Origin of the sequence: Micromonospora sp. NPDC001898, from assembly GCF_042891255.1 — a bacterium.
Classification (GTDB): domain Bacteria; phylum Actinomycetota; class Actinomycetes; order Mycobacteriales; family Micromonosporaceae; genus Micromonospora.
Genome location: NZ_JBIATC010000030.1, coordinates 1 through 24,388, shown reverse-complemented (window position 1 = coordinate 24,388; position 24,388 = coordinate 1). Strand labels below are relative to the sequence as shown.

Genomic DNA, 24,388 nt, shown 5'->3' with positions numbered 1-24,388 from the left:
GATAGACACGGGCGATGACGAACCCTTCACCACCGATCCGGGTCGGCCGGCCCGACGACTTCGACGACCTGGCCCGCATGATCGAGATCACGTTCCACACCACCCTCGGCGAGGAGACCCGCGAGGCCGAACGGGGCATCTGGGAGCCGCACCGGAGCCTGCTGGTCCGGGACGACGGCGCGGAACTCGTGGCGCACGTCTCGGCGTTCACCCGGGAGCTGACCGTCCCGGGCGCCACGCTGCCGGCGGCCCACGTGACCATGGTCGGGGTACTGCCGACCCACCGCCGCCGTGGCCTGCTCACCCGCCTCGTGCGCCGGCAGTTGCGCGACATCCGGGACGCCGGCCGGGAGCCGGTGGCCGTGCTCTGGGCCAGCGAGGGCCGGATCTACCCCCGGTTCGGTTACGGCCTCGCCGCCCAGGAACTCTCCGTCGAGTGCTCCACCACCGAACTGCGGCTGCCCGCCCCGGCCGCCGCCGAGGGCCGGCTGCGCCTGGACCGGCCGGTGGCGCAGCAGGCCGACCTGGCCCGGCTGTACGACCGGCTGCGCGCCGACCGCCCCGGCTGGTCCGACCGGGACGACCGGTGGTGGCGGTACGTGTTGACGGACCCGGCCGACGAGCGCGCGGGCGCGACCGAGCGCCGGGTGATGCTGCACGAGGGCCCGGACGGTGAGGTCGACGGGTACGCGTTGTGGCGCTCGCGCCGGGACTCCGACGCCGCCGGCCCACGCGGCGTGACGATCGTGGAGGAGATGGTGGCCGCGAACCCGGCGGCCCGGCTGGCGCTGTGGCGGCTGCTGCTCTCGCTCGACCTGACCCGCCGGCTCTCCTACCGGGGGCCGGTGGACGACCCGTTGTTGCGCCTGGTCGACGAGCCGCGCCGGTTGGTGGCCCGGCTCTCCGACGCGCTCTGGGTGCGGGTGGTGGACGTGCCGACCGCGCTGGCCGCCCGCCGGTACGCCGCCGACGTGGACGTCGTCGTCGAGGTCACCGACGAGTTGCTTCCGGAGAACTCGGGGCGCTGGCGGCTGACCGGCGGGCCGGACGACGCCCGGTGCGGGCCCACCGACCGGCCGGCCGACCTCGCCTGCGACGTGCGGGAGCTCGGCGAGCTGTACCTGGGCGGGACGGGGCTGGCGACGCTGGCCGACGCCGGGCGGATCCACGAGCGGCGCCCCGGCGCGCTGGCCGCCGCCGGGCCCGCCTTCGCCTGGCACCGGGCCCCGGCGGGAATGGGCATCTTCTGACCGCCACCGCCACCGCCCCGCCGGCCGGGCCCCCACGTAGGGGGGCGCGGCGGCGGCGCGGGCGGTACGGTCGGCTGATGGGTGATGGGGATCGACGGCGACGCCGGCTGAGGCACCACTCCGACGGCGAGGTTCCCACGGCGCCCACTGCCGGGGTGCAGGACGTGGTCGAGCCGCCCCGCCGCCGGGGCGGCCCGGCCGGCGAGGAACGCGACGGCGAGCGGGGCCTGCGCAGCCTGGTCGGGCCCGGCGCCTCCCAGGTGGGGCCCCTGGCGGCGCTGCGGGCCCGGGACGCGGCCCGACCGACCGAGGAGGACCTGGCCGAGGCGGAGGCCCGGCTGGTCGTCGTCCGGCGCAACTGGATGCCCCGCGAGGACCTGCCCCGCCCCGGGCCGCTGACCCGGCCGGGGCGCTGACGGGTCAGGGCAGGTCGGGCAGCTCCCGGCTCCGCTCGTACGCGGCGACCTGGTCGATCCGGCGGGCGTGCCGGGGGTTGCCGGAGAACGAGGTGGTGAGGAACGCCTCGACGATGGCGGTGGCCTCGTCCAGGGTGTGCTGGCGGGCGCCGACGGCCACCACGTTGGCGTCGTTGTGCTCCCGGCCGAGCTGGGCGGTGTCGATGTTCCAGGCCAGCGCCGCCCGAACGCCCGCGACCTTGTTGGCGGCGATCTGCTCGCCGTTGCCCGAGCCGCCGATGACCACGCCGAGACTGCCGGGGTCGGCGACCACCCGGGCGCCGGTGTGCAGGCAGAACGCCGGGTAGTCGTCGTCCGGGTCGAAAGCGTGCGGGCCGACGTCGACCAGCTCGTACCCCTGCTTGGCGAGGTGGCCGGCCAGGTGCACCTTCAGCTCGAAACCGGCGTGGTCGGATCCCAGATAGACGCGCATACCGCGCAGTCTGTCAGGCCGTCGTCCGCGCCGCCGAGCGGGCGGCGGCGCGGAGCCGGCTTCGTCACAGAAAGGCTGGTCACCCGGGTCGTCGGCCGGCGTATCGCGCGCTCAGCGGGACAGTTCGGCCACCACCAGGCCGCCGCGGGCCTTCGGGGTGAACCAGGTGCTCTTGCGTGGCATCTTCTCCCGGGCCAGGTTGACCGCGACGAAGTCGTCCACGGTCACCGGGGCGATCAGCACCGCCAGCTCGGCCCGGCCCGCCTCGACCTCGCCGGTCAGCCAGCTCGCCGGGTAGTCCCCGCCGACGTAGGTGATCCGCTTGTCGCCCGGGTCGAGGCCGAGCGCGTCGCGCATCAGCACCCGCTCCACCAGCGCGTGGTCGAGGTTCTCCAGCCGGCCGCCGTCGACGTGCGGCAGTCGCACCGCGTACCCCTGGTCGGCCAGCCGGAGCGCGACGGTGCCGCCGGCCGTCGGGACCTCGACCGGACCGTCGATTCCGGTGACCTCGGCGCCCGCCGCGCGGAGCCGGTCGACCAGCTCCGCCGGGGTGACGGTCAGCTCGCTGACCAGCCGGTTGTACGGCTGGATCGCGACCGACGCGGGGGTGGTCACCACGGCCAGGAAGCGGGGCAGGCCGCCGGTCTGGGCGGCGAGGCTGCGGTGGTTCCCGTCGGCGACCACCAGCTCGCCGCCGCCGGCCAGGGCAGCCAGCGCGTCCTGCTCGGGGCCGGGGCCGAGCAGCCACACGGCGTGCGTGCGCCCGGACTGGTCGGTGTCGGTCGCGGCGGGCGCCCCGGCCGACTCGGTCGCCGCCGCGAGCGCGGCGTGCAACTCGTCGCCACGGCCGGTCTGGAGCAGCAGCACGGGCGAGAGCAGGTGCCCGAGCGCCTCGGCGAGGGCGACGCGCTCGCGGACCTTGGCGATGAAGACGTCCTCGTTGCGGATCACCAGGCCCGGCTCGTCGGCGCTGGTGGAGATCTGGTCGGTGTCGACCATGGCGAACAGCCCGTACGCGGTCTCCTCCCCCGGCGCGCTGATCCGGTAGAGGACCACCACCTGCTCGGCCGGGGTGTAGCTGCCGTCGGCCTTGGCCTCGGCGAGGCGGGCCGCCGCGTCGGGAAGCGCATCGAGGAAGGACTTCCCCAGGGTTTCCGGTGCCCGGTGCGGCATCTCGATGCCGAGAGCACTGTGCGGGTTCGCCTCGATGATCGCGGTGATCTCCGCGTCGTCGGCGAACTCGTCGTAGTTCTGCGCGCCGGTGCCGCCAGTGGTGATCCAGGCCCGGGCGATCGGATGTACGACCGTCATGTCCGCTGACGCTACCGCCGGCCGGTCATGCCCCGAAGCGCGCCCCGCACCCCGTCCACCTGTTGAATGGAGACACCGGACGGGTCCGGCCGACCCGACGCGACGGCGGGCGCGGTGAGCCGCGAGGTGGCGGCCGGCCGGGCGACGCCGACCACGATCGGCGGCGCCAGCAGGTCGACCAGCTCGGCCGGCAGGTTCGGCCGGACCGCCGGCCAGCCGGCGTCGTCCACGGACCAGTACGCCGCACCGGCTTCCCCGGTGGTCGCCGCTTCCGGCGGCGCGTCATCGAACGTACGGCGGTGCTTACCCATCGGATGCCTCCACAAGCTGCCGGGGGCCCACCCCTGCGGGCCGTTACCGGGACATCCGGTGGAACGACCCCCGCACCACCCGGTGACGCCCCCACGGCGCGCCGCCCACCGCAGGCCCTCGCCCACCGCCCGGCCCGTCCAGCGCCCGGACACCGCAGGCCCCGCCCGCCGCCGCCCTGTCGGAGCCCGGGCCGACGGCGGGCGGAGCGGCGTAAGAAGCTGCCCCTGAGCCGTTAAGGGGGTGCCCTTTTCTACTCGAAGGTCGGGGCGGCCTGGCGGAAGCGCTTCAGCTCATAGAAGCCGGGCGTCCCGGCGACCAGCAGGACGCCGTCCCAGAGCCGGCCGGCGGCCTCGCCCTTGGGCCGTGGGGTGACCACCGGGCCGAAGAAGGCCACCGGGTCGCCGTCCGGGCCGGGGGCGTGGATGACCGGGGTGCCCACGTCGGTGCCGACCGGCCGCATCCCGGCCTCGTGGCTGGCCCGTAGGGCCTTGTCGTACGCGGTGCTCTCGGCCGCCGCGGCCAGCTCCGGGTCCAGCCCAGCATCGGTCAGCGCCGCCGCGAACAGCTCCCGACCCAGCTCCTCCTTGCCGAGGTGGATCCGGGTGCCCATGGCGGTGTACAGAGCACGGACGGCGTCCGGGCCGTGCTGCTGCTCGACCGCGATGCAGACCCGCACCGGACCCCAGCCGCTCTGCAACATCTGCTGGTACTGCTCGGGCACGTCGCGCCCCTCGTTGAGCACCGACAGGCTCATCACGTGGAAGCGGACGTCCACATCACGGACCTGCTCCACCTCCAGCAGCCAACGGGAGGTGATCCACGCCCACGGACACATCGGGTCGAACCACATGCCGACAGTGACTCGATCGGTCACGGTGAGGTTCCCTTCGCAACGGCAGGGCCGGGGGGCCGACCCTTTGTCCCTCGATCCTCCACCCTGGCCGGCGTTGACCGGTACCGGAATGAGAGCGTGACGTCGCCCACCGCGACGTGCCCGCCCATGGAAGACTCGGTCCCGACCGACCGTCACGAACGGGCGGTGGGCTGGCGCCGCAGCGGCGCACGGCGAGAACGGGATGGAGACGAACAGTGCCGGGAGTGCGCAACCTGACCCAGGTCGAGGCCACCGAGCGGGCCCGCCTGCTCGAGGTCACCGGGTACGACATCAGTCTGGACCTGTCGACCGCCGTCCAGGCCGCCGACGCCCGGACCTTCCGGTCGGTGACCGAGGTCCGGTTCCGCTGCGCCGAACCGGACACATCCACCTTCATCGAGGCAGCCGCCGAGTCGGTGCGCTCGGCGACGCTCAACGGCGTCCCGGTCGACGTCTCCGGCTGGTCGGCGGACAACGGGCTGACGCTGACCGGGCTGACCGGGGAGAACACCCTCGTGGTCGACGCCGACTTCGCGTACTCGAACAGCGGGCAGGGGCTGCACCGCACCGTCGACCCGGTCGACGGGGAGACCTACCTCTACAGCCAGTTCGAGACGGCGGACGCCCAAAAGGTCTTCGCCTGCTTCGACCAGCCCGACCTGAAGAGCGTCTACACCTGGCACGCCACCGTCCCGGAGCACTGGCGGGTGGTGTCCAACATGCCGGTCGAGCGCGAGGTGCCGGCCGGTGAGGGGCTCAAGACCGTCCACTTCGTTCCGTCGGCCCGGATGAGCACCTACATCACCGCGCTCTGCGCCGGCCCGTACCACGAGGTGCGGGACAGCCACGACGGCATCGACCTGGGGGTCTACTGCCGGGCCTCGATGGCGCAGTACCTCGACTCGGACGACCTGTTCCTCGTCACCAAGCAGGGCTTCGACTTCTTCCACCAGCAGTTCGGCGTGCGCTACCCGCTGCCGAAGTACGACCAGCTCTGGGTGCCCGACTTCAACGCCGGCGCGATGGAGAACTTCGGCTGCGTCACCCACGCCGAGGGGCACTACATCTTCCGCTCCCAGGTCACCGACTTCGAGTACGAGCAGCGGGCCAACACGATCCTGCACGAGCTGGCCCACATGTGGTTCGGCGACCTGGTCACCATGCGCTGGTGGAACGACCTGTGGCTGAACGAGTCGTTCGCCGAGTGGGCCAGCCACTGGTGCAACGCCAACGCCACCCGCTTCTCCGACGCCTGGACGACCTTCCTGTCCATCCGGAAGAACTGGGGTTACCGGCAGGACCAGCTCTCCTCCACCCACCCGGTCTACTGCGAGATGCCGGACCTGGAGGCGGTCGAGGTCAACTTCGACGGCATCACGTACGCCAAGGGCGCGAGCGTGGTCAAGCAGCTCGTCGCGTACGTCGGCGAGGAGCCGTTCCTGGCCGGGCTGCGGGCCTACTTCGGCAAGCACGCCTGGGGCAACGCCACCTTCGACGACCTGCTGTCGGAGCTTGAGGCGGCCTCCGGCCGGGAGCTGCGCAAGTTCGCCGCGCAGTGGCTGGAGACCGCACAGGTCAACACCCTGCGTCCCGAGGTGACGATCGACGCGGACGGCAGCTATCAGCGGGTGGTGGTGCGGCAGGAGGCGCCGGCCGGGTACCCGACGCTGCGCACCCACCGCATCGGCGTGGGCCTGTACGACCTGACCGACGGCCGGCTCGTCCGCCGGAAGCGGATCGAGATCGACGTGACCGGCGAGCTGACCGAGCTGACCGCCCTGCACGGCGTGCGGGCGGCGGACGTGCTGCTGCTCAACGACGACGACCTGACGTACACGAAGCTGCGGCTGGACGAGCGGTCGATGGCCACGGTGGTGCAGCACATCGCCGGCTTCGAGTCGTCGCTGTCGCGCGCCCTGTGCTGGATGGCCGCGTGGGACATGGTCCGCGACGCCGAGCTGTCGGCCCGCGACTACGTGGCGCTGGTGCTGGCCGGGCTGCCCGCGGAGACCGACATCAACCTGGTCACCGCCACCCTCCGTCAGGCGACCTCCGCGCTGGTCTACTACGCCGATCCGGCCTGGGCGCCGACCGGCTGGGCCGAGCTGCACCGGACGGCGAAGGCCACGCTGTCCGCCGCCGAGCCCGGCAGCGGGTTCCAGCTCGCCTGGGCCCGCGCCGTCGCCTCGGCGACCCGCTCCGACGAGGGCCTGGCGATGCTGCGGGGCTGGCTGGCCGGCAACGACGTGCCGGCCGGGCTGGCCGTCGACACCGAGCTGCGCTGGACGATCCTCCAGCAGCTGGTGGCCAACGGGGCCGCCGGCGCCGAGGAGATCGAGGCCGAGCTGGCCGGCGACCGGACCGCCAGCGGCGAGCGGGAGGCCGCGCAGGCGCACGCGCTGGTGCCGACGGAGAAGAACAAGGCCGCCGTCTGGGCCCAGCTCACCGGCCCCGACGCGCTGCCGAACTGGCGCAACCGGGCGCTTTTGCAGGGCTTCGCCCCGTCCGTGCAGGCGGAGCTGGTCGCCCCGTACCGGGAGAAGTACTTCGCCGTGGTGGACCAGGTCTGGGCGCAGCGGGACAGCGAGCCGGCGCAGGAGTTCGTCCAGCTGGCGTACCCGGACCAGCAGGTCTCCGAGGAGACCGTCGCGGCCACCGACGCGTGGCTGGCCACCGCCGACGGGCGGCCGGCGTCACTGCGCCGGTTGGTCGCCGAGGGCCGCGACGCCGTTGTCCGCGCGCTGAGGGCCCGCGACCGGGACGCCCGCAGCGCCTGAGGCGAGGGTCAACCGGCCCGGGGCCGGCGCGGGCGAACAGCCCCGCCGGCCCCGGGCCGCTGCGTCTCAGCCCTTGCCGGCGTGGCTGGCGAGCTGGTCGAGGCCGTTGATGATGCCGCCGGCCAGGTCGCCGCCGCCGAAGGCCGCCACCATGGAGAGGGCGGCCAGCTTGGCGTACGTGTCGGGGATGCGCTTGCGGGCCTGCCGGCCGGTGACGACCTCCAGCTTGCGCTGGTTGGGCGACACCGCGATCAGGACCGACCGGTCGGGATCGGCGAGCTGCCGGTGCAGCCGCTGGGCGTGCTCGCGGATCGGCTCGTCGAGGCCGCCGACGTAGACCGAGAAGACCAGCCCGGTCCCCTGGTCGGCCAGGCGGAGCGCCTCGTCGATGCGCAGCAGCTGCCGGGTCGAGAACGGCCCGTCGAGCACCTCGGGCGGTGTTTCCGTGCCGGCCTGGATCTCACCAACGGTCACTTGCGCCTCCGGTTCCACCGGCCGGCGCCTCGATGCCGGCCTTCTCAAGCTTGTGGCTGCTCAGCGCCGGTGCCTGCGCACCCGCGGCCAGCACGGTGCCGGCCGAGTCGGCCAGCTGCTCCGGGCGGCCCAGGAACCAGACCGGAGTGAAGTCGAAGGGCCGGCCCGGCCGGTAGCGCTTGGCGGCGGCGCCCTTGCCCGGGCCGCCGGCGAATGCCAGCGCGGCGATCACCAGCACCACGGCCGCCGGGATGCCGACGAAGATCAGCAACGTCTCGGTAACAGACAATCCCAACGCCCCCAGGCGGAAAGAGAGACCAGGAATCCCGGGTCGGGTGGACGATCATGGACACCGACCGCCCGACTCCGCTCCTGTTCACGTTAGCGGAGTCGACGGCCCGCCAGACTGCGGGGTGGCGATCCCACCCGCCACCGCACCCCGCCCATCCTGCCCGCTCCGGCCACCGGCCGCACGGCAGACACGACGGTCAGCGGTCAGCGGGCTGCGGTCAGCTCAGGGTGCCGGCCGGCGCGACCCATTCGCATCGCGGGCCACCCACGTCCCGGATCAGATCGAAGTTGCGGTCGTAGTGCAGGACGACGGCGGAGTACTCGGCGGCGACCGCCGCCACCGTGACGTCCACCGGACTCGCCGCGCGGTGGTGTCCTCGGGCCGTCAACGCCAATTGCAGATCCCGCGCCCGGGTGGCCACCGCCACCGTGATCGGTAGCTCGATCATGAGCTCGGAGCGCCGAGCTCGCACCGCCATCGCGTCCCGGAAGTCGCGAGCGCTCCGCCCGTCCTCCAAATCCAGGGGGAGACAGGTGGCGGCCAGCCGCTCCTCCAGGATCACCGAGATCCGCTTCCGCACAGTCGGCTGCCGCAGCCGTCCCCAGGCGGAGGTGTCAATCAGATATAGGCCGGGGGGAGGTCTCACGCCGCGTCCTGCCGACCCTCGGGCGTCTTGTCGTCCTCCAAGAGTCCGGTCCAGTCCCGGTCGATGGCCAGTAGCTCGCGGATGGCCTCCATCCGCTCGCTCCGCTCGGCGACCAGCCGGAGCGCGGCGTGGATCGTGTCCTTCTTGCTCTTGGTGCCCAACTCCCGCCGGGCCCGGTCGAGCAGCTCATCATCAAGATCGATAACAGTCTTCACGCGGTCGAGTATATAAACCCGATCGCCGTTTATACATGCGACCTGCCGAGGAAGCGCAGGGCGTTGGCGGAGAGCAGCTTGTCGCGCTGAACCGCGGTGAGGAACTCCGCCGCGCGGACCACCTGCCCGGCCGGGCGCTCCCCCAGCGGGTACGGGTAGTCGCTGCCGACCAGCACCCGGTCCTCGCCCATGGTGTCCACCAACAGCCGCAGCGCCGCCGGCTCGAACACCACCGAGTCCACGCAGAACCGGTCGACGTACGCGCTGGGCGGCGCGGCGGACGCTCCCCGGACCAGGTCGCCCCGGCGGTGCCAGGCGTTGTCGGCGCGGCCCAGCCAGAACGGGAAGCTCCCGCCCCCGTGCGCGAAGCAGAGCCGCAGCGACTCCGGCACCCGGTCGAACACGCCGCCGAGGATCAGCGCCAGCACCGACAGGTGCGTCTCAGCGGGCATCCCGGTCAGCCAGCGGGCCATCCACCGGTCCAGCCGGGGCCCGCCCGGCATGTCCCACGGGTGCACGAACACCGGCGCGCCGACCTGGGCGCAGTGCTGGAGGAAGGTGACCACTCCCTCGTCGTCGAGGTCCCGGTCGCCGACGTGGTTGCCGATCTCCACCCCGACGTGCCCGGCCGCGAGGCAGCGGTCCAGCTCGGCGCAGGCCGCGTCCGGGTCCTGCAACGGCACCTGACAGAACGGCACCAGCCGGTCGCCGCCGGCGGCGGTGACCTCCAGGGTGAGGTCGTTGAAGATCCGGGCCACCTTCACCGCCTGGTCGGCGGGGCGGTCGTAGCTGAAGAAGACCGGGGTCGGGGACACCACCTGGACGTCGATCCCGTCGGCGGCCATGTCGGCCAGCCGGGTCGACGCGTCCCAGCACTGCGCGCCGACCGGCCGGAACTCCGTCTCCCCCACCATGATCATGGCGGCCCGCTCGGAGTCGATCCGCAGCCAGGGCCAGCCGGACCCGCCGCACGCCGCGCCGAGGTCCGGCCACCCCTTCGGTACGACGTGGGTGTGCACGTCGACCACCGGGAGCCGCCCGGCGGGCACCCCCATCAGCCCTTGCCCGGGTGCAGCGCGCCGCACCCGCCGCAGGTGCGGGCGGCCTCGTCGGCGTAGAACGCGCCGAACACCGGGGGCAGGTCGGCGGCGATGTCGCGGACCTGCAACTCCACCTCGTGCACCTTGTGCCCGCACTCCGGGCAGTACCACTGGAACTTCTCCAGCGTGCCCTCCTCGCGGACCCGCTCGACCACCACGCCGATCGAGCCGACCTCGGGGCGCTGCGGCGAGTGCGGGGTGTCACGCGGCAGCATCCACATCTGGCCCTCGCGCACGTGCACCGTACGCGGCCCCTGCGGGGTCATCAGGTTGACGTGCATGTTGCCCTTGACCTGGTAGAAGAACTCCTCGTACGGGTCGACGTGGAAGTCGGTGCGCTGGTTCGGCCCGCCCACCACCATCACGATGAAGTCGTCGGAGCCGGGGAACATCTCCCGGTTGCCCACCGGCGGCTTCAGCAGGTGCTGGTTCTCGGCGACCCACCCGGGGAAGCTGAACGGCTCGACGATCTCACTCACGACTGACCTCCCGACGGAAGAAGCGCCACGGCTTGCATCTCGATGAGCAGGTGCGGGTGCGGAAGCTGGTGCACGGCCACGGTCGTCCGGGTCGGCCCCGTGGCGTCGAAAAACTCCGCCCACACCTCGTTGTAGCCACCGAAGTCGTTCATGTTGACCAGGTACGACGTTACCTGCACGAGATCGGGCAGGTCCGCGCCGACCGACCGCAGCAGGTCCCGGACGTTCCCGATCACGGCCCGGGTCTGCGCCCGGACGTCGAGGTCGGTCGTGCCGAACTCGTCCACCGACACGCCCGCGAAGGTGTTGTCCGGCAGCCGGGACGACGTACCGGAGACGAAGACGAACCCGCCGGCGACCTTGACGTGCGGAAACGCCCCGCGCGGCACGGCCTTTCCGGCGACCACGCGCGCCTCGCCGCTCACGACGACGCCCGCAGCGACGCGGCGCCGAGCTTCTCCACGACGGCGCGCACGTGCGCGCCGGGGCGCAGGGGCACGGCGGCGGTGGCGGCCCCGGCGAGGAAGACCCAGCCCGACCGCAGCCGCACCCCGTGCCGCCCGGCGAGGCGGAGTCCTTCGTCCAGGGTCCGGCGGGGGTCGCCGAGGATCGCGGCGGTCGAGCCGACCTGGACGACGCGTCCGTCGATTTCGAGGAGCACGCCGAGGTTGTCCAGCCCGTCCGGCACCGGTGACCAGGCTCCGATGGCGAACGCGGCGGCGGAGGCGTTGTCGGCGATGACGTCGGGCAGGGAGAAGGTGAAGTTGGCGTACCGGGAGTCGATCAGCTCGATCGCCGGGGCCACCGCGCGCACCGCGTCGGTGAACGCACCGACCGGCTCGCCCGGCTCTGGCAGCCGGTCCAGCAGGAACGCCACCTCCGGCTCGACCCGGGGGTGGATGAACGTGGCCGGGTCGACCGTGCCGCCGTCGGGCACCCGCATCACATCGGTGAGCCGGCCCCAGATCACCTCGTCCACGCCGACCTGGGCCATCTTCGCCCGGCTGGTCAGCCCCATCTTCAGCCCGACGAGGCGCTCGCCCCGGTCCAGCCGGCGCTGCACCAGCGCGGTCTGCACCGCGTACGCGCCGTCGCCGTCCAGGCCGGTCTCGGCGGCGAGCTGCGCGATCGCGGTGGCCGTGTCGGCCGCCGCCCCCAGCCTGCCGGCGATGCCCGCGGTGTCCACCCCGATCACGCGACCTCCTCCTGCCCACGCCGACCCGCGAGGTCCAACGCCACATCCACGATCATGTCCTCCTGACCACCGACCATCCGCCGCCGCCCCAGCTCCACCAGGATCGACCGCACGTCCACCCCGTACTTCGCCGAGGCGCGCTCGGCGTGCCGCAGGAAGCTGGAGTACACCCCGGCGTAGCCGAGGGACAGCGTCTCCCGGTCCACCCGCACCGGCCGGTCCTGTATCGGCCGGACCAGGTCGTCGGCGGCGTCCATCAGGGCGAACACGTCACAGCCGTGCTTCCAACCGTGCAGCTCGGCGACCGCGACGAACACCTCCAACGGGGCGTTGCCGGCCCCCGCGCCCATCCCCGCCAGCGACGCGTCCACCCGCACCGTGCGCCCGTGCGGGGCGTCCGGCCCGGCCGGAACGCCGCCGGCGACCCGGCCGTGCTCCACGGCGACCACGCTGTTGGCCACCCCGAGCGACAGGTTGTGATGCGCGTGGATGCCGATCTGCGTCTGCGCCGACAGCACCTGCCGGTACGCGTCGACCCGCTGCGCCACGTCCGACATCAACAACCGGCCGCCCGAGTCGGTGACGTAGACGCAGTGCGCCCCGTACGACTCCATCAGCGCGGCCTGCGCGGCCAACCCGGCCGGGTCGGTCATGTGCGACATCATCAGGAAGCCGGACACGTCCATGTCGTTCTCCCGCGCCCAGGAGATGTGCTGGGCGGAGATGTCCGCCTCGGTGCAGTGGGTGGCGATCCGGACGCTGGTCACCCCGAGCGCCTTCGCCGCCCTCAGGTCGGCGATGGTGCCGATCCCCGGCAGCAGCAGCGTGGTCAGCCGCGCGGTGGTCAGCACCTCGGCCGCGGCGGAGATCCAGTCGGCGTCGCTGGCCGCGCCGTGGCCGTAGTTGACGCTGGACCCGGCCAACCCGTCGCCGTGCGCCACCTCGATCGCCGCCACCCCGGCCGCGTCCAGCGCCGCCGCGATCGCGCGCACCTGGTCGACGGTGTACCGGTGGGCGACGGCGTGCATCCCGTCGCGCAACGTCACGTCCTGCACATACAGGTCGGTCATGCGGTCACCGCCTTCCGGAGGGCGATCAGCCGCTCGGCGGTACGCAGCGCGGCCGAGGTCATGATGTCCAGGTTCCCGGCGTACGCGGGCAGGTGGTGCCCGGCCCCGGACACCTCCAGGAACACCGACACCTGCAATCCGGTGAGGTGCCGCCCGAGCGCCGGCACGTAGGCGTCGACCGGGTCGAACTGCACCTCCTGCTTGAGCCGGTACCCGGGGACGTACTCCTGCACGGTCGCCACCATCTCGGCCACCGATCCGGCGATCGCGGCCCGGTCGGCGTCGGCGTCCGGGCACAGGCAGTAGACGGTGTCCCGCATCATCAGCGGCGGATCGGCCGGATTCAGCACGATGATCGCCTTACCGCGCCCCGCGCCACCGACCACCTCGATCGCCCGCGCGGTCGTCTCGGTGAACTCGTCGATGTTCGCCCGGGTCCCCGGCCCCGCCGATTTCGAGGCGATCGAGGCGACGATCTCCCCGTACGCCACCGGCGTGACCCGGCCGACGGCGGCCACGATCGGCACGGTCGCCTGCCCACCGCAGGTCACCATGTTCACGTTCGGTTCGTGCAGGTGCTCGTCCAGGTTGACCGGCGGCACCACGTACGGGCCGATCGCCGCCGGGGTCAGGTCGACCACGGTCCGGCCGAGAGCGCGGAGCACCTCGTCGTGCCGCTGGTGCGCGCCGGCCGACGTCGCGTCGAAGACCAACTCCACGTCCGCGAACTCGGGCAGCGCGACGAGCCCGTCGACGCCCTCGGCCGTGGTGGCCACGCCGAGTCGGCGGGCCCGGGCCAGCCCGTCGGAGTCCGGGTCGATGCCGGCCATCGCCACCATCCGCAGGCTCCCCGGGGAAGGCATGGAACGTGGGCCCGGCCCGTCGGGACCACCGCTGCGCCGCAGCACCTTGATCATCAGGTCGGTGCCGATGTTGCCCGACCCCAGCACCGCCACGCCGGTACTCATGAGGGTTCCCTTCCGAAACTGGTACGGACCGAGCCGAGCCCGGAGATCCGCGCCTCGTAGGCCGCCCCGGGCGTCACCGGCACCACCGGGCCGAGCGACCCGGAGAGCACCAGGTCCCCCGCCCGCAGCGGGTCACCGGCGCGCACGAGCGTGCCGACGAGCCACTCCAGGGCGTTCAGCGGGTTGCCCATGCAGGCCGCCCCGGCGCCGACCGAGACCGGCTCCCCGGCGTGTTCGAGGACCATCCCGCACAGCCGCAGGTCCACGTCGGCGAGCCGGCGGGGCGTGGTGCCCAGCACGAACAGGCCGCTGGAGGCGTTGTCGGCGACGGTGTCCACGAGGGAGATGTCCCAGCCGGCGATGCGGGAATCGACGATCTCGATCGCCGGCAGCACGTGGTCGACAGCGCGGATCAGGTCGACGGCGGTGATCCGCTCGTCGGTCAGGTCCCGGCCGAGCACGAAGGCGACCTCGGCCTCCACCTTCGGCTGGAGCAGCCGGCCGAACGGCACCTCGACGCCGTCCCCGACCGCCATCGCGTCGGTCAGCAACCCGAAGTCCGGCTGGTGCACGCCGAGGCTCTCCTGGGCCGCCCGGGAGGTCAGCCCGATCTTCGCGCCCACCCGGCGCTCGCCCCGGCCCTGCCAGGCCCGCGTCTGGAGCTGCTGCACCCGGTACGCGGACTCGACGTCCCCCTCCGGCAGCAGCCGGCCCCGCAGTGGTGGGCAGGGCTTCCCGCTGCTGCGGGCCTCGGCCAGCTCACGGTTGGCCGCCTCGATGTCGACACTCATGCCCGCTCCTCGGTGCGCTCGCTCACGACGCCGTGCATTCTGCCCGCCGCGCCGCTCATGAGAGGTCCACGCAGACGTTGGTCAGTTCGGAGTAGAAGTTCAGGGAATGCACGCCGCCCTCCCGGCCGATGCCGGACGCCTTCACCCCGCCGAACGGGGTGCGCAGGTCCCGCAGGAACCACGTGTTGACCCAGACGATCCCGGCGTCCAGCCGTGCCCCCGACCGGTGTGCCCGGCCCACGTCGCGGGTCCACACCGTCGCGGCGAGCCCGTACTCGGTGCCGTTGGCCAGCGCGTACGCCTCCTCCTCGACGTCGAACGGGGCGACGTGCACCACCGGGCCGAAGATCTCCTCCCGGTTGGTCCGGGCGTCCGGGCCGAGCCCGGTGAGCACGGTGGGCCGCACGTACGCGCCACCGTCGCGGGCGTCACCGAACGTGGGGCGGCCGCCCCCGGCGCGCACCTGCGCGCCCTCGGCACGGGCCAGGTCGTGGTAGCCGAGCACCTTCCTGCGGTGCTGCTGCGAGATCAACGGCATGTTCACCGTCGCCTCGTCCGCCGGCCACCCGTACGCCAGCGCGTCGGCCGCCTTCGCCAACCGCTCGACGAACTCGTCGAAGACCGGCCGCTGCACGTAGATCCGCTCCGTGCACAGGCACACCTGGCCGCCGTTGGTGAAACTCGACCGCACCGAGCCCGCGACCGCCGCGTCCAGGTCGGCGTCGGCGAAGACCAGGCCCGCGTTCTTGCCACCCAGCTCGAACGAGACCGCCTTCACCCCGTCCGCCGCCGCCCGCATGATCGCCCCACCGGTCGACGACTCGCCGGTGAACGTGATCGCGTCCACCCCCGGATGCCGGGTCAGGAACTCCCCCGCCGAGTCCGGGCCGAACCCGTGCACCAGGTTGAACACCCCGTCCGGCACCCCGGCGGCGGCCATCACCTCGGCCAGCACCGTCGCCGACGCCGGCGTCTCCTCACTCGGCTTCACCACCACCGCGTTGCCGCACGCCAGCGCCGGCGCGACCTTCCACGTCAGCAACAGCAACGGCAGGTTCCACGGCACCACCACCGCGACCACACCAACCGGCTTGCGGACGGCGTAGTTCAACGCCCGCCCACCGGACGGGGTGACCGTGGTGAACGACTCCGTCGGCGCGGTCGCCACGATCTCCGCGAACGCCCGGAAGTTCGCCGCCCCGCGCGGGACGTCCAGGGTCCGGGCCTGCGAGACGGACTTGCCCGTGTCGGCCACCTCGGCGGTGACCAGGTCGTCGAAGCGGCGCTCCAACTCGTCGGCGACCCGACGCAGCACCTCGGCGCGCTCCCGCTCGCCCATCCGGCCCCACGGCCCGCGCAGCGCCGCCCGAGCGGCGGCCACTGCGTCGTCCACCGTCGAACGGCCCGCCTCCACCACCTCGAACACCGGCTCCCCGGTCACCGGGCTGCGCTTGGTGAACCGCCGCCCGGCGTCGACGAACTCGCCGCCGACGAAGTGGCGCAGCAGCCCCGGCTCCCGGTTCGCCCGCCCGGCCATCAGGCCGGAATCCCAGCTCACGCTCATCGCCGCCACCCCCGGGCCAGTGCCGCGCCGATCGCGCCGACCAGCAGCGTCGCCGCCGTGGCGGCCACCGCGCCGAGCACCGCCTGCTGGCGGCGGACCCGCCGCCGCACCTGCGCGTACGGGGTGGTGGAGAAGGAGACCAGCTCGTACTGCGAGACGTACCGGCCGGGCAGGGCGCGCTCCAGCGCGTGGTCCAGCTCGCGCCGGGCCTGGAACACCGGGGAGGCCACCTTGTCTCGCATCTCCACGAAGTTGGTCAGCGCCATCTGGGCGATCGCCTCCGCGTCGTCCTGCCGCCGCGCCTGGAACAGCGGCAGCGCCGCGGCCCAGTCGTCGTCGCACTCGTCGAGGCAGCGGTCGAGCACGACCACGTCCTCGAAGGCGCAGTTCGCGCCCTGGCCGTAGAACGGCACGATGGCGTGCGCGGCGTCGCCGATCAGGCCGACCCTCCCGTTCGCCTGCCACGGGGCGCAGCGGACCGTGCCGAGCACCCCGACCGGGTTGTGCTGGTAGTCGTCGACCAGGTTGGGCGCGAGCGGGACCAGGTCCGGGTAGTGGGTGGCGAAGTGCCGTTCGATCGCCGCCGGGCTGCTCAGCGAGGCGAAACTCGCGGTCCCGTGGGTGGGCCAGAACAGCGTGCAGGTGAAGGAGCGGTCCGGGTTGGGCAGGGCGATCATCATCGAGGTGCCGCGCGGCCAGATGTGCAGCGCCGCCGGGTCGAGAGCGAACTCGCCGCCGAGCGCCGGGATGGTCAGCTCCTTGTAGCCGTAGTCGAGGAAGTCGAGGCTCTCGCTCAGCCCCCCGTACGCGAGGAGCTGCCCGCGCACCGCGGAGCCGGCCCCGTCGGCGCCGAGGACGACCGGCGCGGCGGCCGTGACCTTGCCCTGCGCCGTCTCGAAGGTCATCTCCCCCGTGACCGGGTCGAGCCCGACGAGCCGGTGGTCGAACGCGACCCGCACCCCTGGCAGCGCGGTGGCGGCGGTGAGCAGGGCGTTGTTCAGCGCGCCCCGGCTGATCGAGTTGATCGCCAGGTCCCCGGCGGCGCTGTACGACTGGAACTGCGGCTCGCCCGCGACCGGGTGGATCATCCGGCCGCGCATCGGCAGCGCGTCCGCCATGACCTGACCGTCCAGGCCGATCCGGCGCAGCGCGTCGAGCCCGCGCTCGGACAGCGCCAGGTTGATCGAGCGGCCCCGCTCGGCCCCCCCGGCGCGCGGGTCTCCCCGCCGCTCGTAGAGCGCCACCCGGTACCCGCGCCGGGCCAGGAAGCAGGCCAGCAGGCAGCCGGCGAGCCCGGCCCCGACGACGGCGATCTCGTCCCGTTCCACGTTCATGAGTGCATCTCCACCGTCGCGGCCAGCGCGTCGGCGACCCGCCAGCAGTCGTGGTACGTCGAGTACAGCGGCACCGGGGCGAACCGGACGACGTCCGGCTCCCGGGCGTCGGCGATCACGCCGTGCTCGTGCCGCAGCCGCTTGGTCAGCTCGCCCGCGCTGCCCCCGCCGATGCGCACCGAGAGCTGGCAGCCCCGGCGCTCCGGCTCGCGCGGGGTGACCACCCGCAGCGGCCGGCCGGCCGTGACCTCGTCGAGCAGCCGCTCCAGGTATCCGGTGAGCCGCACGCTGCGCTCCCGCAGCGCCGGCATGCCGACCGAGTCGAACAGCTCCAGCGAGGTCCGCACCGGGCCCATCGCGAAGATCGGCGGGTTGGAGACCTGCCACGCCTCCGCGGTGGCCGGCGGCCGGGACACCGGGGTCATCTCGAACCGGGTGGCCGCCTCGGTGCTCCACCAGCCCTCGAAGCGGATCAGGTCGGCCCGGCCGAGGTGGCGCTCGTGGACGAAGACGCCGGCCAGCGCGCCCGGGCCCGAGTTGAGGTACTTGTAGGAGCACCAGGCGGCGAAGTCGACGTCCCAGTCGTGCAGCGCCAGCGGCACGTTCCCGGCCGCGTGCGCCAGGTCCCAGCCGACCACCGCGCCGGCGGCCCGGCCTGCGGCGGTGATCGCGGGGATGTCCATCAGCTCGCCGGTGAGGTAGTTGACCCCGCCGAGCAGCACCAACGCGACCGTGTCGCCCTCGGCGGCCAGGAAGTCCAGCACGTCGGCGGTGCGCAGGGTGTCCTCGCCGTCGCGCGGGCGCAGCCGGACCACGGTGGCGTCGGGGTCGAGGCCGTGCAGGCGGGCCTGGCTGCGCACCGCGTAGCTGTCCGAGGGGAAGGCGCTGTCCTCGATGACGATCCGGGTGCGCTTCCCCGCCGGTCGGTAGAAGCCGACCATCAGCAGGTGCAGGTTGACCGTGAGGGAGTTCATCACCACGGCCTCCGCGGGCCGGGCGCCGACCAGTCGCGCGACCGGCCCGGTCAACAGCTCGTGGTACGGCAGCCAGGGCCGGTCCGCCTCCAGGTGCCCCTCGACGCCGAGCCGGCCCCACGCGTCCAGGTCGGCGAGCAACTCGTCCCGGGTGGCCCGGGGTTGCAGGCCGAGGGAGTTGCCGGCCAGGTACGCGGCCTGCGGGTAGCGCCCGCCGTCGGCCGGCGGCACGTGGAACAGGTGCCGGTGCCCGGGATCTGCCTGGTCGAGGCGGTGCGCCTCCTGCTCCGAGGGACGTGTCGCGTCCCGCTCCGGGGTGTCCATGTCGTGCTCCTCGCTCACATCGCCGTCCGGGCCGACCACAGTTCCGGGAAGACCACCCGGGCCATGCTGCGCTGCAACCAGGCGAGGCCGGCCGAGCCGCCGCTGCCGACCTTGGCGCCCATGGTCCGCTGCACCGCCTTGACATGGTTCCACCGCCAGTCGCCGAACTGCTCGGCCACCTCGGCCAGCGCCTCGCCGAGCAGCCACAGGTGGTTGTCCGGGCCGCCGTCGGCGTACACGGTCACCCAGGCGGCCTCCAGGGCCGGGTGCGGCTGGTGCTCCTCGGCGACGTCCCGCTCCAGCACCTCGGCGGGCACGTCGGAGCCGCGCCGGGCCAGCAGGGCCACCACGTCGTCCCAGAGGCTCGGGGCGGCCAACACGGCGCACAGTTCGTCGTACACCTCGGTCTGCCGGCGGAACGGCCGGATCAGGGCCGGGTCGCGCAGACCGAGCGCGAACTCCAGGTGCCGGTACATCGCCGACTGGAAGCCGGAGCCCTCGCCGAGCAGGTTGCGGAACCGGTTGAAGTCCGCCGGGGTCATCCAGCGCAGCCCCTTCCAGGCCGCGTTGAGCCCCTCCAGGTGCAGGGCCGCGCGGCGCAGCGGGGCCAGCGCGTCCCCGACCCGGTCGGCGCGCAGGCAGCGCTGCGCCTCGCGCAGCTCGTGGCAGGTCAGCCCGAAGTACAGCTCCATGATCTGGCTGACCATCAGGAAGGACATCTCGCCCGGGTCGTCGCTGAGCGGCTGCTGCAACCGGTGCAGGGTGCTGGCGTGCACGTACGCGTCGTAGGGCACCCGCTCGGCGAACTCCAGCGTGGGTTCGCCGCCGTTGCGGGCAGCCCGGGCCGCCCGCTGCTGCGGGGTCGCCGGACGGACCGCCGCGGCCAGCGCGGGGGCCCGCAGGTCCGTCTGCTTCACCTGTCGTCTCCATCCACTCGGCCGGGTAGCGTCATGGTGCCCTGGTGGAAGGGCCGAACGGAATGCCGATTCGACGGCACTATCAGCCTCTGACCTGCCACGACAAAGGCGAACGCCCCTTCGGGGTTTCGGGAAGGAAGGTCAGGCGTGGACCACATGGACTGGGCGCTGCTGCGCGAGCTCCAGGCCGACGCCCGGTTGTCGTTCAGCGAGCTGTCCCGCCGGGTGCACCTGTCACCGCCGGCGGTGGCCGAACGGGTCCGCCGGTTGGAGGAGTCGGGGGTGATCATCGGCTACCGCGCCCACGTCGACCTGGCCCGGGCCGGCCGCGCCGTGGTCGCCCTGATCCGGATGTCCTGCTACGGGTCCCGGTGCATCCTGCACGACCCGGAGGTGCCGCACTGGCCGGAGATCCTGGAGATCCACCGGATCACCGGCGACGCGTGCAGCATGCTCAAGGTCGCGACCGGGTCGATCGGCGAGTTCGAGCGGGTGATCGACCGGCTCGCCCCGTACGGCCAGCCGTCGAGCACCATGGTCCTGTCCACTCCCCTCGACTGGCACCCCGTCACCCCGCTGGACGGCGGGCCGCCCGCCTAGCGCCCCACGCACCGGAGAGCCCCTGTCGAGGCCCCCGGCCCGCCGCGCCGCCGACCGGCGGGTTTGCCCCCACGCCAGGGGGAATGCAGGGCGGACTACCCGGGGGAGGATTCCGGTGCCCGGCACCGGGAGGGGGGAATCATGCGGGGGCTCACCGCGTCACATCGCGTCCTGTCGGCCGTGCTGACCGTGTTCGGCCTGGTCGGGGCGTTCGTCCTGGCCACGGTCGCGCCGGCCCGGGCCGGGGAGAACACCTTCGTCGAGGTCACGCCGAACAGCGCGCAGGCCGGCACCCGGGTCAACATCCGGGCGAGCTGCGACAACGACAACAAACGGCAGGAGGACGTGCAGTCCGACGCGTTCGGGCGGGTCGTGCTCCGGCCCGACAACGGCTTCCTGACCGGGGCGGTCACCATCCCGGAGAACAAGCAGCCCGGCGAGTACTCCGTCGAGCTGCGCTGCAAGAACGGCGGCACCGCGACCACCACGCTCACCGTGCTGAACATGGCCCAGCCGAGCAAGGGGCCCAACACCGGTGGCGGCGGCACGGCCGGCGACGACCGGGGCACCGGCCCACTGCTGCTCGTGGGCGGCCTCGCGGCGGCAGCCGTGGCGGCCGGGTTCGGGGCGTTCGGCGCGCGTCGGCGTACCGGGACGCGTTCCTGACGAGGTCACCATGGCCCGCCGACGTACGCGAGTCGACCCGGCCCGGAACCCGCGGCGCGGCGCCGGCCGGTTCCGGACGGTGGCCCGGCTGGTGGCCCGGGGGTGCGGCCGGGTCGTCCGGGTCACCGGGCAGGTCTTCTCGGCCAGCGTCGCCACGGTCGACCCGGCCGCCCGCCCGGTGGCCGTCGCCCCGGGCCGGGGCGGGTCGGGCGCGGGCCGGTGGCGGCTGGCCCGCCGGGGCCCCGGCGGGCCGGTGCTGGTCATCGCCGCCCTGATGGTGCTGATCGTGGCCATGCTCGGCGTCGAGCGGGTGACCGGACACAGCGTGCTGCCGGACCGGTTCATCGCCGGTCTGCGGCCACCGCCGAAGAAGTTCCCGGTGCTGCCGGCCAGCCGTCCGGTCGCCATCAGCAGCGACCCGATCGACCTGGACGCCCCGGTGCACGATGTCGGAATCGCGGCGGACGGCAGCATCGGGGTGCCCGACGCGGCCCGCGCACAGGAGGCAGCCTGGTACGACCAGGGGCCGACCCCCGGCCAGTACGGGCCGGCCGTGATCGTCGGCCACGTCGACACCCGGACCGGGCCGGCGGTCTTCCACGGGCTGAAGGAGCTGCGCTCCGGCGACCGGGTCGAGATCCGCCGGGAGGACCGCTCGGTGGCGGTGTTCGAGGTCGACTCGGTGCACCGCTACGACAAGGACCAGCTGCCGGTGAGCGAGGTCTACGGCGACTTCACCCGGCCGAGGCTGCGCCTGATCACCTGCGGCGGCCGGTGGGTCGGCGGGGAGACCGGGTACGCCGACAACGTGGTGGTCTACGCGTCCCTGGTGAAGGCCCGCCACGAGTGAGGCCCCAGCCCGTTCCGGGGCCGCTCAGGCCGCCACCTCGGTCTCGGGCTCGCGCAGGTCGAGCCAGTTGGCCCAGCGCGGGTCGGGGGTGCGGTGGCCGAGCACCCGCCAGGCCGTCCCCATCGGGACGACGGGCGGCGAGTGCAGCCGCCAGCCGAGCTCCGCCGGGGTCTTGTCGCCCTTGGTGTGGTTGCACCGGGCACACGCGGCCACCACGTTCTCCCAGGCGTGCCGGCCGCCCCGGCTGCGCGGGAACACGTGGTCGATGGTCTCCGCCGGGCCCCGGCAGTACCCGCACCGCCAGCCGTCCCTGGCGAAGATCGCCCGTCGGGAGAGCCCGACGTGGGTGCGGTAGGGAACCCGGACGAACCGGGTGAGCCGGACCACCGAGGGCACCGGGAGCGCGTTGCGGGCGCTGTGCAGCACACCCTCACCGTCGGCCACGCAGATGGCCTTGGCGGAGAGGACGAGGATCGCGGCGCGACGCACCGACACGACACACAGCGGCTCGTAGGTCGCGTTGAGAACCAGCGCGCCGGAGCCCACCGCGGGTCGTATGTCAGGCATCGAAACTCACCTTCCCGGTCCAGCCGCTCCCACCGCTGGTCGCGCCGGGCACGCCCGCGCACGGCGGAACCACGCCCGACGCCGGCAGGATCACCGACGTCCGTTGCGCCAATCGTCCCTGATAAGACCCAGGATTGCACGTACTAATGTCGGAAGCCGGGTAGGCATCACCCGGAAACGGGCAGACCTGGCCCCTGAGCAGGGCCGGACCCCTCAACGCCTCTCGACGTTTTACATCTGTTTTCGATCTCAGTTGTGCCGGATCTGTACCCGATGATCATGGGTCTACATTGAAGCCTATGAACTTGATCAAGGTGATCCAAGATCACTAGAGTGCCTGGCGTGAAGCGGGAAGCCCTCTCAAACGCTGGCCCTGGGTTCTCCTGTCCCTCGTCGTCCTGGCGTGCTCAGTCGTGCTGGCCGTTCCTGCGGCATGGGCGAGAGTCCAGGTTGAGGCGGAACGGGGAGTGCAGGCCCCCGAAGCTGCGGTGGCGGTCTACCTGCTGCGGTTGAGTAACGGGGATGATGCCGGGTTACGTCGAGTGCTTGCCGCCGATCGCCGCTGGTCGGTCAGTGGCGCGCGTACCGGGCACAGATGTCAAGATCGGCCAACCCGCCCAGCAAGCTGGAATCAGGGCCGTTGCAGGTCGACCATGCTCCGGATGGTGTCGCCCTGGTCGTCACTGAGGTTCGCGTGGTCTGGTGGCAAGATCGGGTGTCGCTGGTGGGTAGTCGGCGCCCTTGGCGCTTCGAGGTCCGAAGAAACTACGGCAGGTGGCGGGTCTGGAAGGTCGAGGCTCCGGCTTGGTGCGGTGGCTACATCCGTAGTAGTCACTGCTGAGCGAACGCCAACCCCCGACCGGCCGGCGTCTGCTCAGTGAGCCTTGACGAACGTGCCCTTCCCGGGCGATCCCCCCGATCAGAGGCACCCGCGGCCGGCCACGGCAACGACCGCAGCGGCTCTACGCGGATCGTGGCTACGACTACGACTGCTACCGCCGACAGCTTCGGGCCAGGGGCATCACCCCGGTCATCGCCCGACGCGGCGTCGGACACGGTTCCGGCCTCGGCGCCCGACGGTGGGTCGTCGAGCAGACCATCGCCCTGCTGCACTGGTTCCGCCGCCTCCGCATCCGCTGGGAGATCCGCGACGACATCCACGAAGCCTTCCTCACCCTCGCCTGCGCCATCATCTGCTGGCGCCGACTCCACCGTCTAAAGAGTTAGGAGTTGTTAATGAACGTAGCGCCATGTCGCCCATCGGCCTGCACTTCGGCGTTCTGAACACCATCATGAATGCGGCTGTTACCGACAAGGCGCTTACCGACAATCCCTGCGACGGAGTGAACCTGAAGCAATTCATACGGGGAATGTCGCGGGCGCCAAAGTGGGTGCCGAACGAAGGTCAGGCACTCAAGCTTATCGAGGTGGCTCCCAGACGCTTCCGCGCGGCTATCTGGCTAGGAGCCGGTGAGGGATTGCGTTTCGGTGAGGTGTTAGGCATGGAGGATAGTGCGCGGTGCCTCGACGGTACTCGTGAAGAGCTACACGTTGTGCAGCAGTAGCGGAATTCCGCCGAGCATTTCGGCGGCTTCTACCTCGCCCCACCGAAGAGCGGATCGGCAGGTACGGTCGATCTGGACGGTGTGGTTGCCGAGGAAATAGCGGCCCACATCAAAGAGGTTGGCCCGGTCGAATTCGAGCTTCCGGACATCACTGGCGAAAGGCCGATCGCCCGACCGGCGGCGCTCTTGTTCACCACCACGCGCGGGAAGCTGATCACGGACCGGTACTGGTCTGAGCTGTGGGTGGGGTGGCGGTCTGCCGCGGGCTGGCCCAAGGAAGGGACCTTCCACTGAGGCTTTTCCATCGTGATGGTGCTGGTCACGGTGGGTGCGGGGAGCCCGTGTCGACATAGGACGAGGCTCCCGGTAAGACAGCAGTCGACCA

27 protein-coding genes and 1 pseudogene are annotated in these 24,388 nt (G+C 72.6%); 8 read left to right on the top strand and 20 right to left on the bottom strand.

Annotated features, from left to right (window positions below; translation table 11 throughout):
• Positions 1-14 precede the first annotated feature (14 nt).
• Entirely contained in the window at positions 15-1,250 is a 1,236-nt protein-coding gene (locus tag ACFYZF_RS29210; protein ID WP_387026172.1) for a GNAT family N-acetyltransferase, read from the top strand.
• 77 nt (positions 1,251-1,327) lie between these two features.
• Positions 1,328-1,666 (top strand): hypothetical protein, encoded by a 339-nt coding sequence (locus ACFYZF_RS29205; RefSeq protein WP_387026170.1) that lies wholly within the window; start codon positions 1,328-1,330, stop codon positions 1,664-1,666.
• 4 nt (positions 1,667-1,670) lie between these two features.
• Here ACFYZF_RS29205 and ACFYZF_RS29200 read toward each other — a convergent pair whose 3' ends face one another.
• From ACFYZF_RS29200 to ACFYZF_RS29185, 4 genes are all read right to left on the bottom strand, one after another.
• Positions 1,671-2,138 carry a ribose-5-phosphate isomerase gene (locus ACFYZF_RS29200; RefSeq protein ID WP_387026168.1) on the bottom strand — a complete coding sequence of 156 codons (468 nt, stop codon included), beginning with the start codon at positions 2,136-2,138 and terminating at the stop codon, positions 1,671-1,673.
• Positions 2,139-2,249: 111 nt separating this feature from the next.
• Positions 2,250-3,449 carry a DUF1015 family protein gene (locus tag ACFYZF_RS29195; RefSeq protein ID WP_350886224.1) on the bottom strand — a complete coding sequence of 400 codons (1,200 nt, stop codon included), beginning with the start codon at positions 3,447-3,449 and terminating at the stop codon, positions 2,250-2,252.
• A gap of 11 nt (positions 3,450-3,460) precedes the next feature.
• Complete coding sequence (locus tag ACFYZF_RS29190) at positions 3,461-3,760, bottom strand: hypothetical protein (protein ID WP_387026167.1); 300 nt, start codon at positions 3,758-3,760, stop codon at positions 3,461-3,463.
• A 251-nt stretch (positions 3,761-4,011) separates the two neighbouring features.
• A complete protein-coding gene (locus ACFYZF_RS29185) occupies positions 4,012-4,611 on the bottom strand; it encodes a disulfide bond formation protein DsbA (protein WP_387026203.1) in 600 nt (199 codons plus the stop codon).
• 248 nt (positions 4,612-4,859) lie between these two features.
• On the opposite strand from ACFYZF_RS29185, the gene pepN reads away from it, so the two are divergent.
• Positions 4,860-7,412: an aminopeptidase N gene (pepN, locus tag ACFYZF_RS29180; protein ID WP_387026165.1), complete on the top strand. Its 2,553-nt coding sequence runs from the start codon at positions 4,860-4,862 to the stop codon at positions 7,410-7,412.
• A 66-nt stretch (positions 7,413-7,478) separates the two neighbouring features.
• Here the strand turns inward: pepN and ACFYZF_RS29175 are convergent, their stop codons facing one another.
• The 15 genes from ACFYZF_RS29175 to ACFYZF_RS29105 all read right to left on the bottom strand — a co-directional run bounded on the left by ACFYZF_RS29175 (position 7,479) and on the right by ACFYZF_RS29105 (position 19,755).
• Entirely contained in the window at positions 7,479-7,886 is a 408-nt protein-coding gene (locus ACFYZF_RS29175) for a DUF5130 family protein (protein ID WP_387026163.1), read from the bottom strand.
• Complete coding sequence (locus ACFYZF_RS29170; protein ID WP_387026201.1) at positions 7,873-8,157, bottom strand: hypothetical protein; 285 nt, start codon at positions 8,155-8,157, stop codon at positions 7,873-7,875. Before ACFYZF_RS29170 ends, ACFYZF_RS29175 begins: the two co-directional genes overlap by 14 nt.
• Before the next feature lie 238 nt (positions 8,158-8,395).
• Positions 8,396-8,824 (bottom strand): PIN domain-containing protein, encoded by a 429-nt coding sequence (locus ACFYZF_RS29165; RefSeq protein WP_387026162.1) that lies wholly within the window; start codon positions 8,822-8,824, stop codon positions 8,396-8,398.
• Entirely contained in the window at positions 8,821-9,039 is a 219-nt protein-coding gene (locus ACFYZF_RS29160; RefSeq protein ID WP_161684768.1) for a type II toxin-antitoxin system VapB family antitoxin, read from the bottom strand. The genes ACFYZF_RS29165 and ACFYZF_RS29160 overlap by 4 nt, the downstream gene beginning before the upstream one ends.
• A gap of 29 nt (positions 9,040-9,068) precedes the next feature.
• Positions 9,069-10,094: an amidohydrolase family protein gene (locus ACFYZF_RS29155; protein ID WP_387026159.1), complete on the bottom strand. Its 1,026-nt coding sequence runs from the start codon at positions 10,092-10,094 to the stop codon at positions 9,069-9,071.
• Positions 10,094-10,618 carry a 3-hydroxyanthranilate 3,4-dioxygenase gene (locus tag ACFYZF_RS29150; protein ID WP_387026157.1) on the bottom strand — a complete coding sequence of 175 codons (525 nt, stop codon included), beginning with the start codon at positions 10,616-10,618 and terminating at the stop codon, positions 10,094-10,096. The genes ACFYZF_RS29155 and ACFYZF_RS29150 overlap by 1 nt, the downstream gene beginning before the upstream one ends.
• Complete coding sequence (locus ACFYZF_RS29145) at positions 10,615-11,043, bottom strand: RidA family protein (RefSeq protein ID WP_387026155.1); 429 nt, start codon at positions 11,041-11,043, stop codon at positions 10,615-10,617. Before ACFYZF_RS29145 ends, ACFYZF_RS29150 begins: the two co-directional genes overlap by 4 nt.
• The gene (locus tag ACFYZF_RS29140) at positions 11,040-11,813 is read right to left on the bottom strand and encodes a 2-keto-4-pentenoate hydratase (RefSeq protein WP_387026153.1); all 774 of its coding nucleotides are present in this window, start codon (positions 11,811-11,813) and stop codon (positions 11,040-11,042) included. Before ACFYZF_RS29140 ends, ACFYZF_RS29145 begins: the two co-directional genes overlap by 4 nt.
• Positions 11,810-12,883 (bottom strand): 4-hydroxy-2-oxovalerate aldolase, encoded by a 1,074-nt coding sequence (dmpG, locus tag ACFYZF_RS29135; RefSeq protein ID WP_387026151.1) that lies wholly within the window; start codon positions 12,881-12,883, stop codon positions 11,810-11,812. The genes ACFYZF_RS29140 and dmpG overlap by 4 nt, the downstream gene beginning before the upstream one ends.
• Positions 12,880-13,851 (bottom strand): acetaldehyde dehydrogenase (acetylating), encoded by a 972-nt coding sequence (locus ACFYZF_RS29130; RefSeq protein ID WP_387026149.1) that lies wholly within the window; start codon positions 13,849-13,851, stop codon positions 12,880-12,882. Before ACFYZF_RS29130 ends, dmpG begins: the two co-directional genes overlap by 4 nt.
• On the bottom strand, positions 13,848-14,642 hold the full coding sequence (locus tag ACFYZF_RS29125; protein WP_387026147.1) for a 2-keto-4-pentenoate hydratase: 795 nt from the start codon (positions 14,640-14,642) through the stop codon (positions 13,848-13,850). The genes ACFYZF_RS29130 and ACFYZF_RS29125 overlap by 4 nt, the downstream gene beginning before the upstream one ends.
• 55 nt (positions 14,643-14,697) lie before the next feature.
• Positions 14,698-16,179 carry a 2-hydroxymuconic semialdehyde dehydrogenase gene (locus tag ACFYZF_RS29120; RefSeq protein ID WP_387026199.1) on the bottom strand — a complete coding sequence of 494 codons (1,482 nt, stop codon included), beginning with the start codon at positions 16,177-16,179 and terminating at the stop codon, positions 14,698-14,700.
• 23 nt (positions 16,180-16,202) lie between these two features.
• The gene (locus ACFYZF_RS29115) at positions 16,203-17,540 is read right to left on the bottom strand and encodes an FAD-dependent oxidoreductase (protein ID WP_387026145.1); all 1,338 of its coding nucleotides are present in this window, start codon (positions 17,538-17,540) and stop codon (positions 16,203-16,205) included.
• Positions 17,537-18,838, bottom strand: coding sequence for a kynureninase (gene kynU, locus ACFYZF_RS29110; RefSeq protein WP_387026143.1), 1,302 nt, complete (start codon positions 18,836-18,838; stop codon positions 17,537-17,539). The genes ACFYZF_RS29115 and kynU overlap by 4 nt, the downstream gene beginning before the upstream one ends.
• A gap of 14 nt (positions 18,839-18,852) precedes the next feature.
• Complete coding sequence (locus ACFYZF_RS29105; protein ID WP_387026141.1) at positions 18,853-19,755, bottom strand: tryptophan 2,3-dioxygenase; 903 nt, start codon at positions 19,753-19,755, stop codon at positions 18,853-18,855.
• A gap of 147 nt (positions 19,756-19,902) precedes the next feature.
• Here ACFYZF_RS29105 and ACFYZF_RS29100 point away from each other — a divergent pair, with 147 nt between their 5' ends.
• The 3 genes from ACFYZF_RS29100 to ACFYZF_RS29090 all read left to right on the top strand — a co-directional run bounded on the left by ACFYZF_RS29100 (position 19,903) and on the right by ACFYZF_RS29090 (position 21,871).
• Complete coding sequence (locus tag ACFYZF_RS29100; protein WP_387026139.1) at positions 19,903-20,355, top strand: Lrp/AsnC family transcriptional regulator; 453 nt, start codon at positions 19,903-19,905, stop codon at positions 20,353-20,355.
• Between the two features lie 141 nt (positions 20,356-20,496).
• Complete coding sequence (locus ACFYZF_RS29095; protein WP_387026137.1) at positions 20,497-21,021, top strand: hypothetical protein; 525 nt, start codon at positions 20,497-20,499, stop codon at positions 21,019-21,021.
• A 10-nt stretch (positions 21,022-21,031) separates the two neighbouring features.
• Positions 21,032-21,871, top strand: a complete 840-nt coding sequence (locus ACFYZF_RS29090) for a class F sortase (RefSeq protein WP_387026135.1) — start codon at positions 21,032-21,034, stop codon at positions 21,869-21,871.
• A 24-nt stretch (positions 21,872-21,895) separates the two neighbouring features.
• Here the strand turns inward: ACFYZF_RS29090 and ACFYZF_RS29085 are convergent, their stop codons facing one another.
• Positions 21,896-22,438: an HNH endonuclease gene (locus ACFYZF_RS29085; RefSeq protein ID WP_387026133.1), complete on the bottom strand. Its 543-nt coding sequence runs from the start codon at positions 22,436-22,438 to the stop codon at positions 21,896-21,898.
• Positions 22,439-23,344: 906 nt separating this feature from the next.
• Between ACFYZF_RS29085 and ACFYZF_RS29080 the strand changes: the two are divergent.
• Both ACFYZF_RS29080 and ACFYZF_RS29075 read left to right on the top strand, forming a co-directional pair.
• A pseudogene (locus tag ACFYZF_RS29080) lies at positions 23,345-23,665 on the top strand (transposase); the annotation flags it as partial.
• A 23-nt stretch (positions 23,666-23,688) separates the two neighbouring features.
• Positions 23,689-24,003 (top strand): hypothetical protein, encoded by a 315-nt coding sequence (locus ACFYZF_RS29075; protein WP_387026131.1) that lies wholly within the window; start codon positions 23,689-23,691, stop codon positions 24,001-24,003.
• The last annotated feature ends 385 nt before the right edge of the window (positions 24,004-24,388 follow it).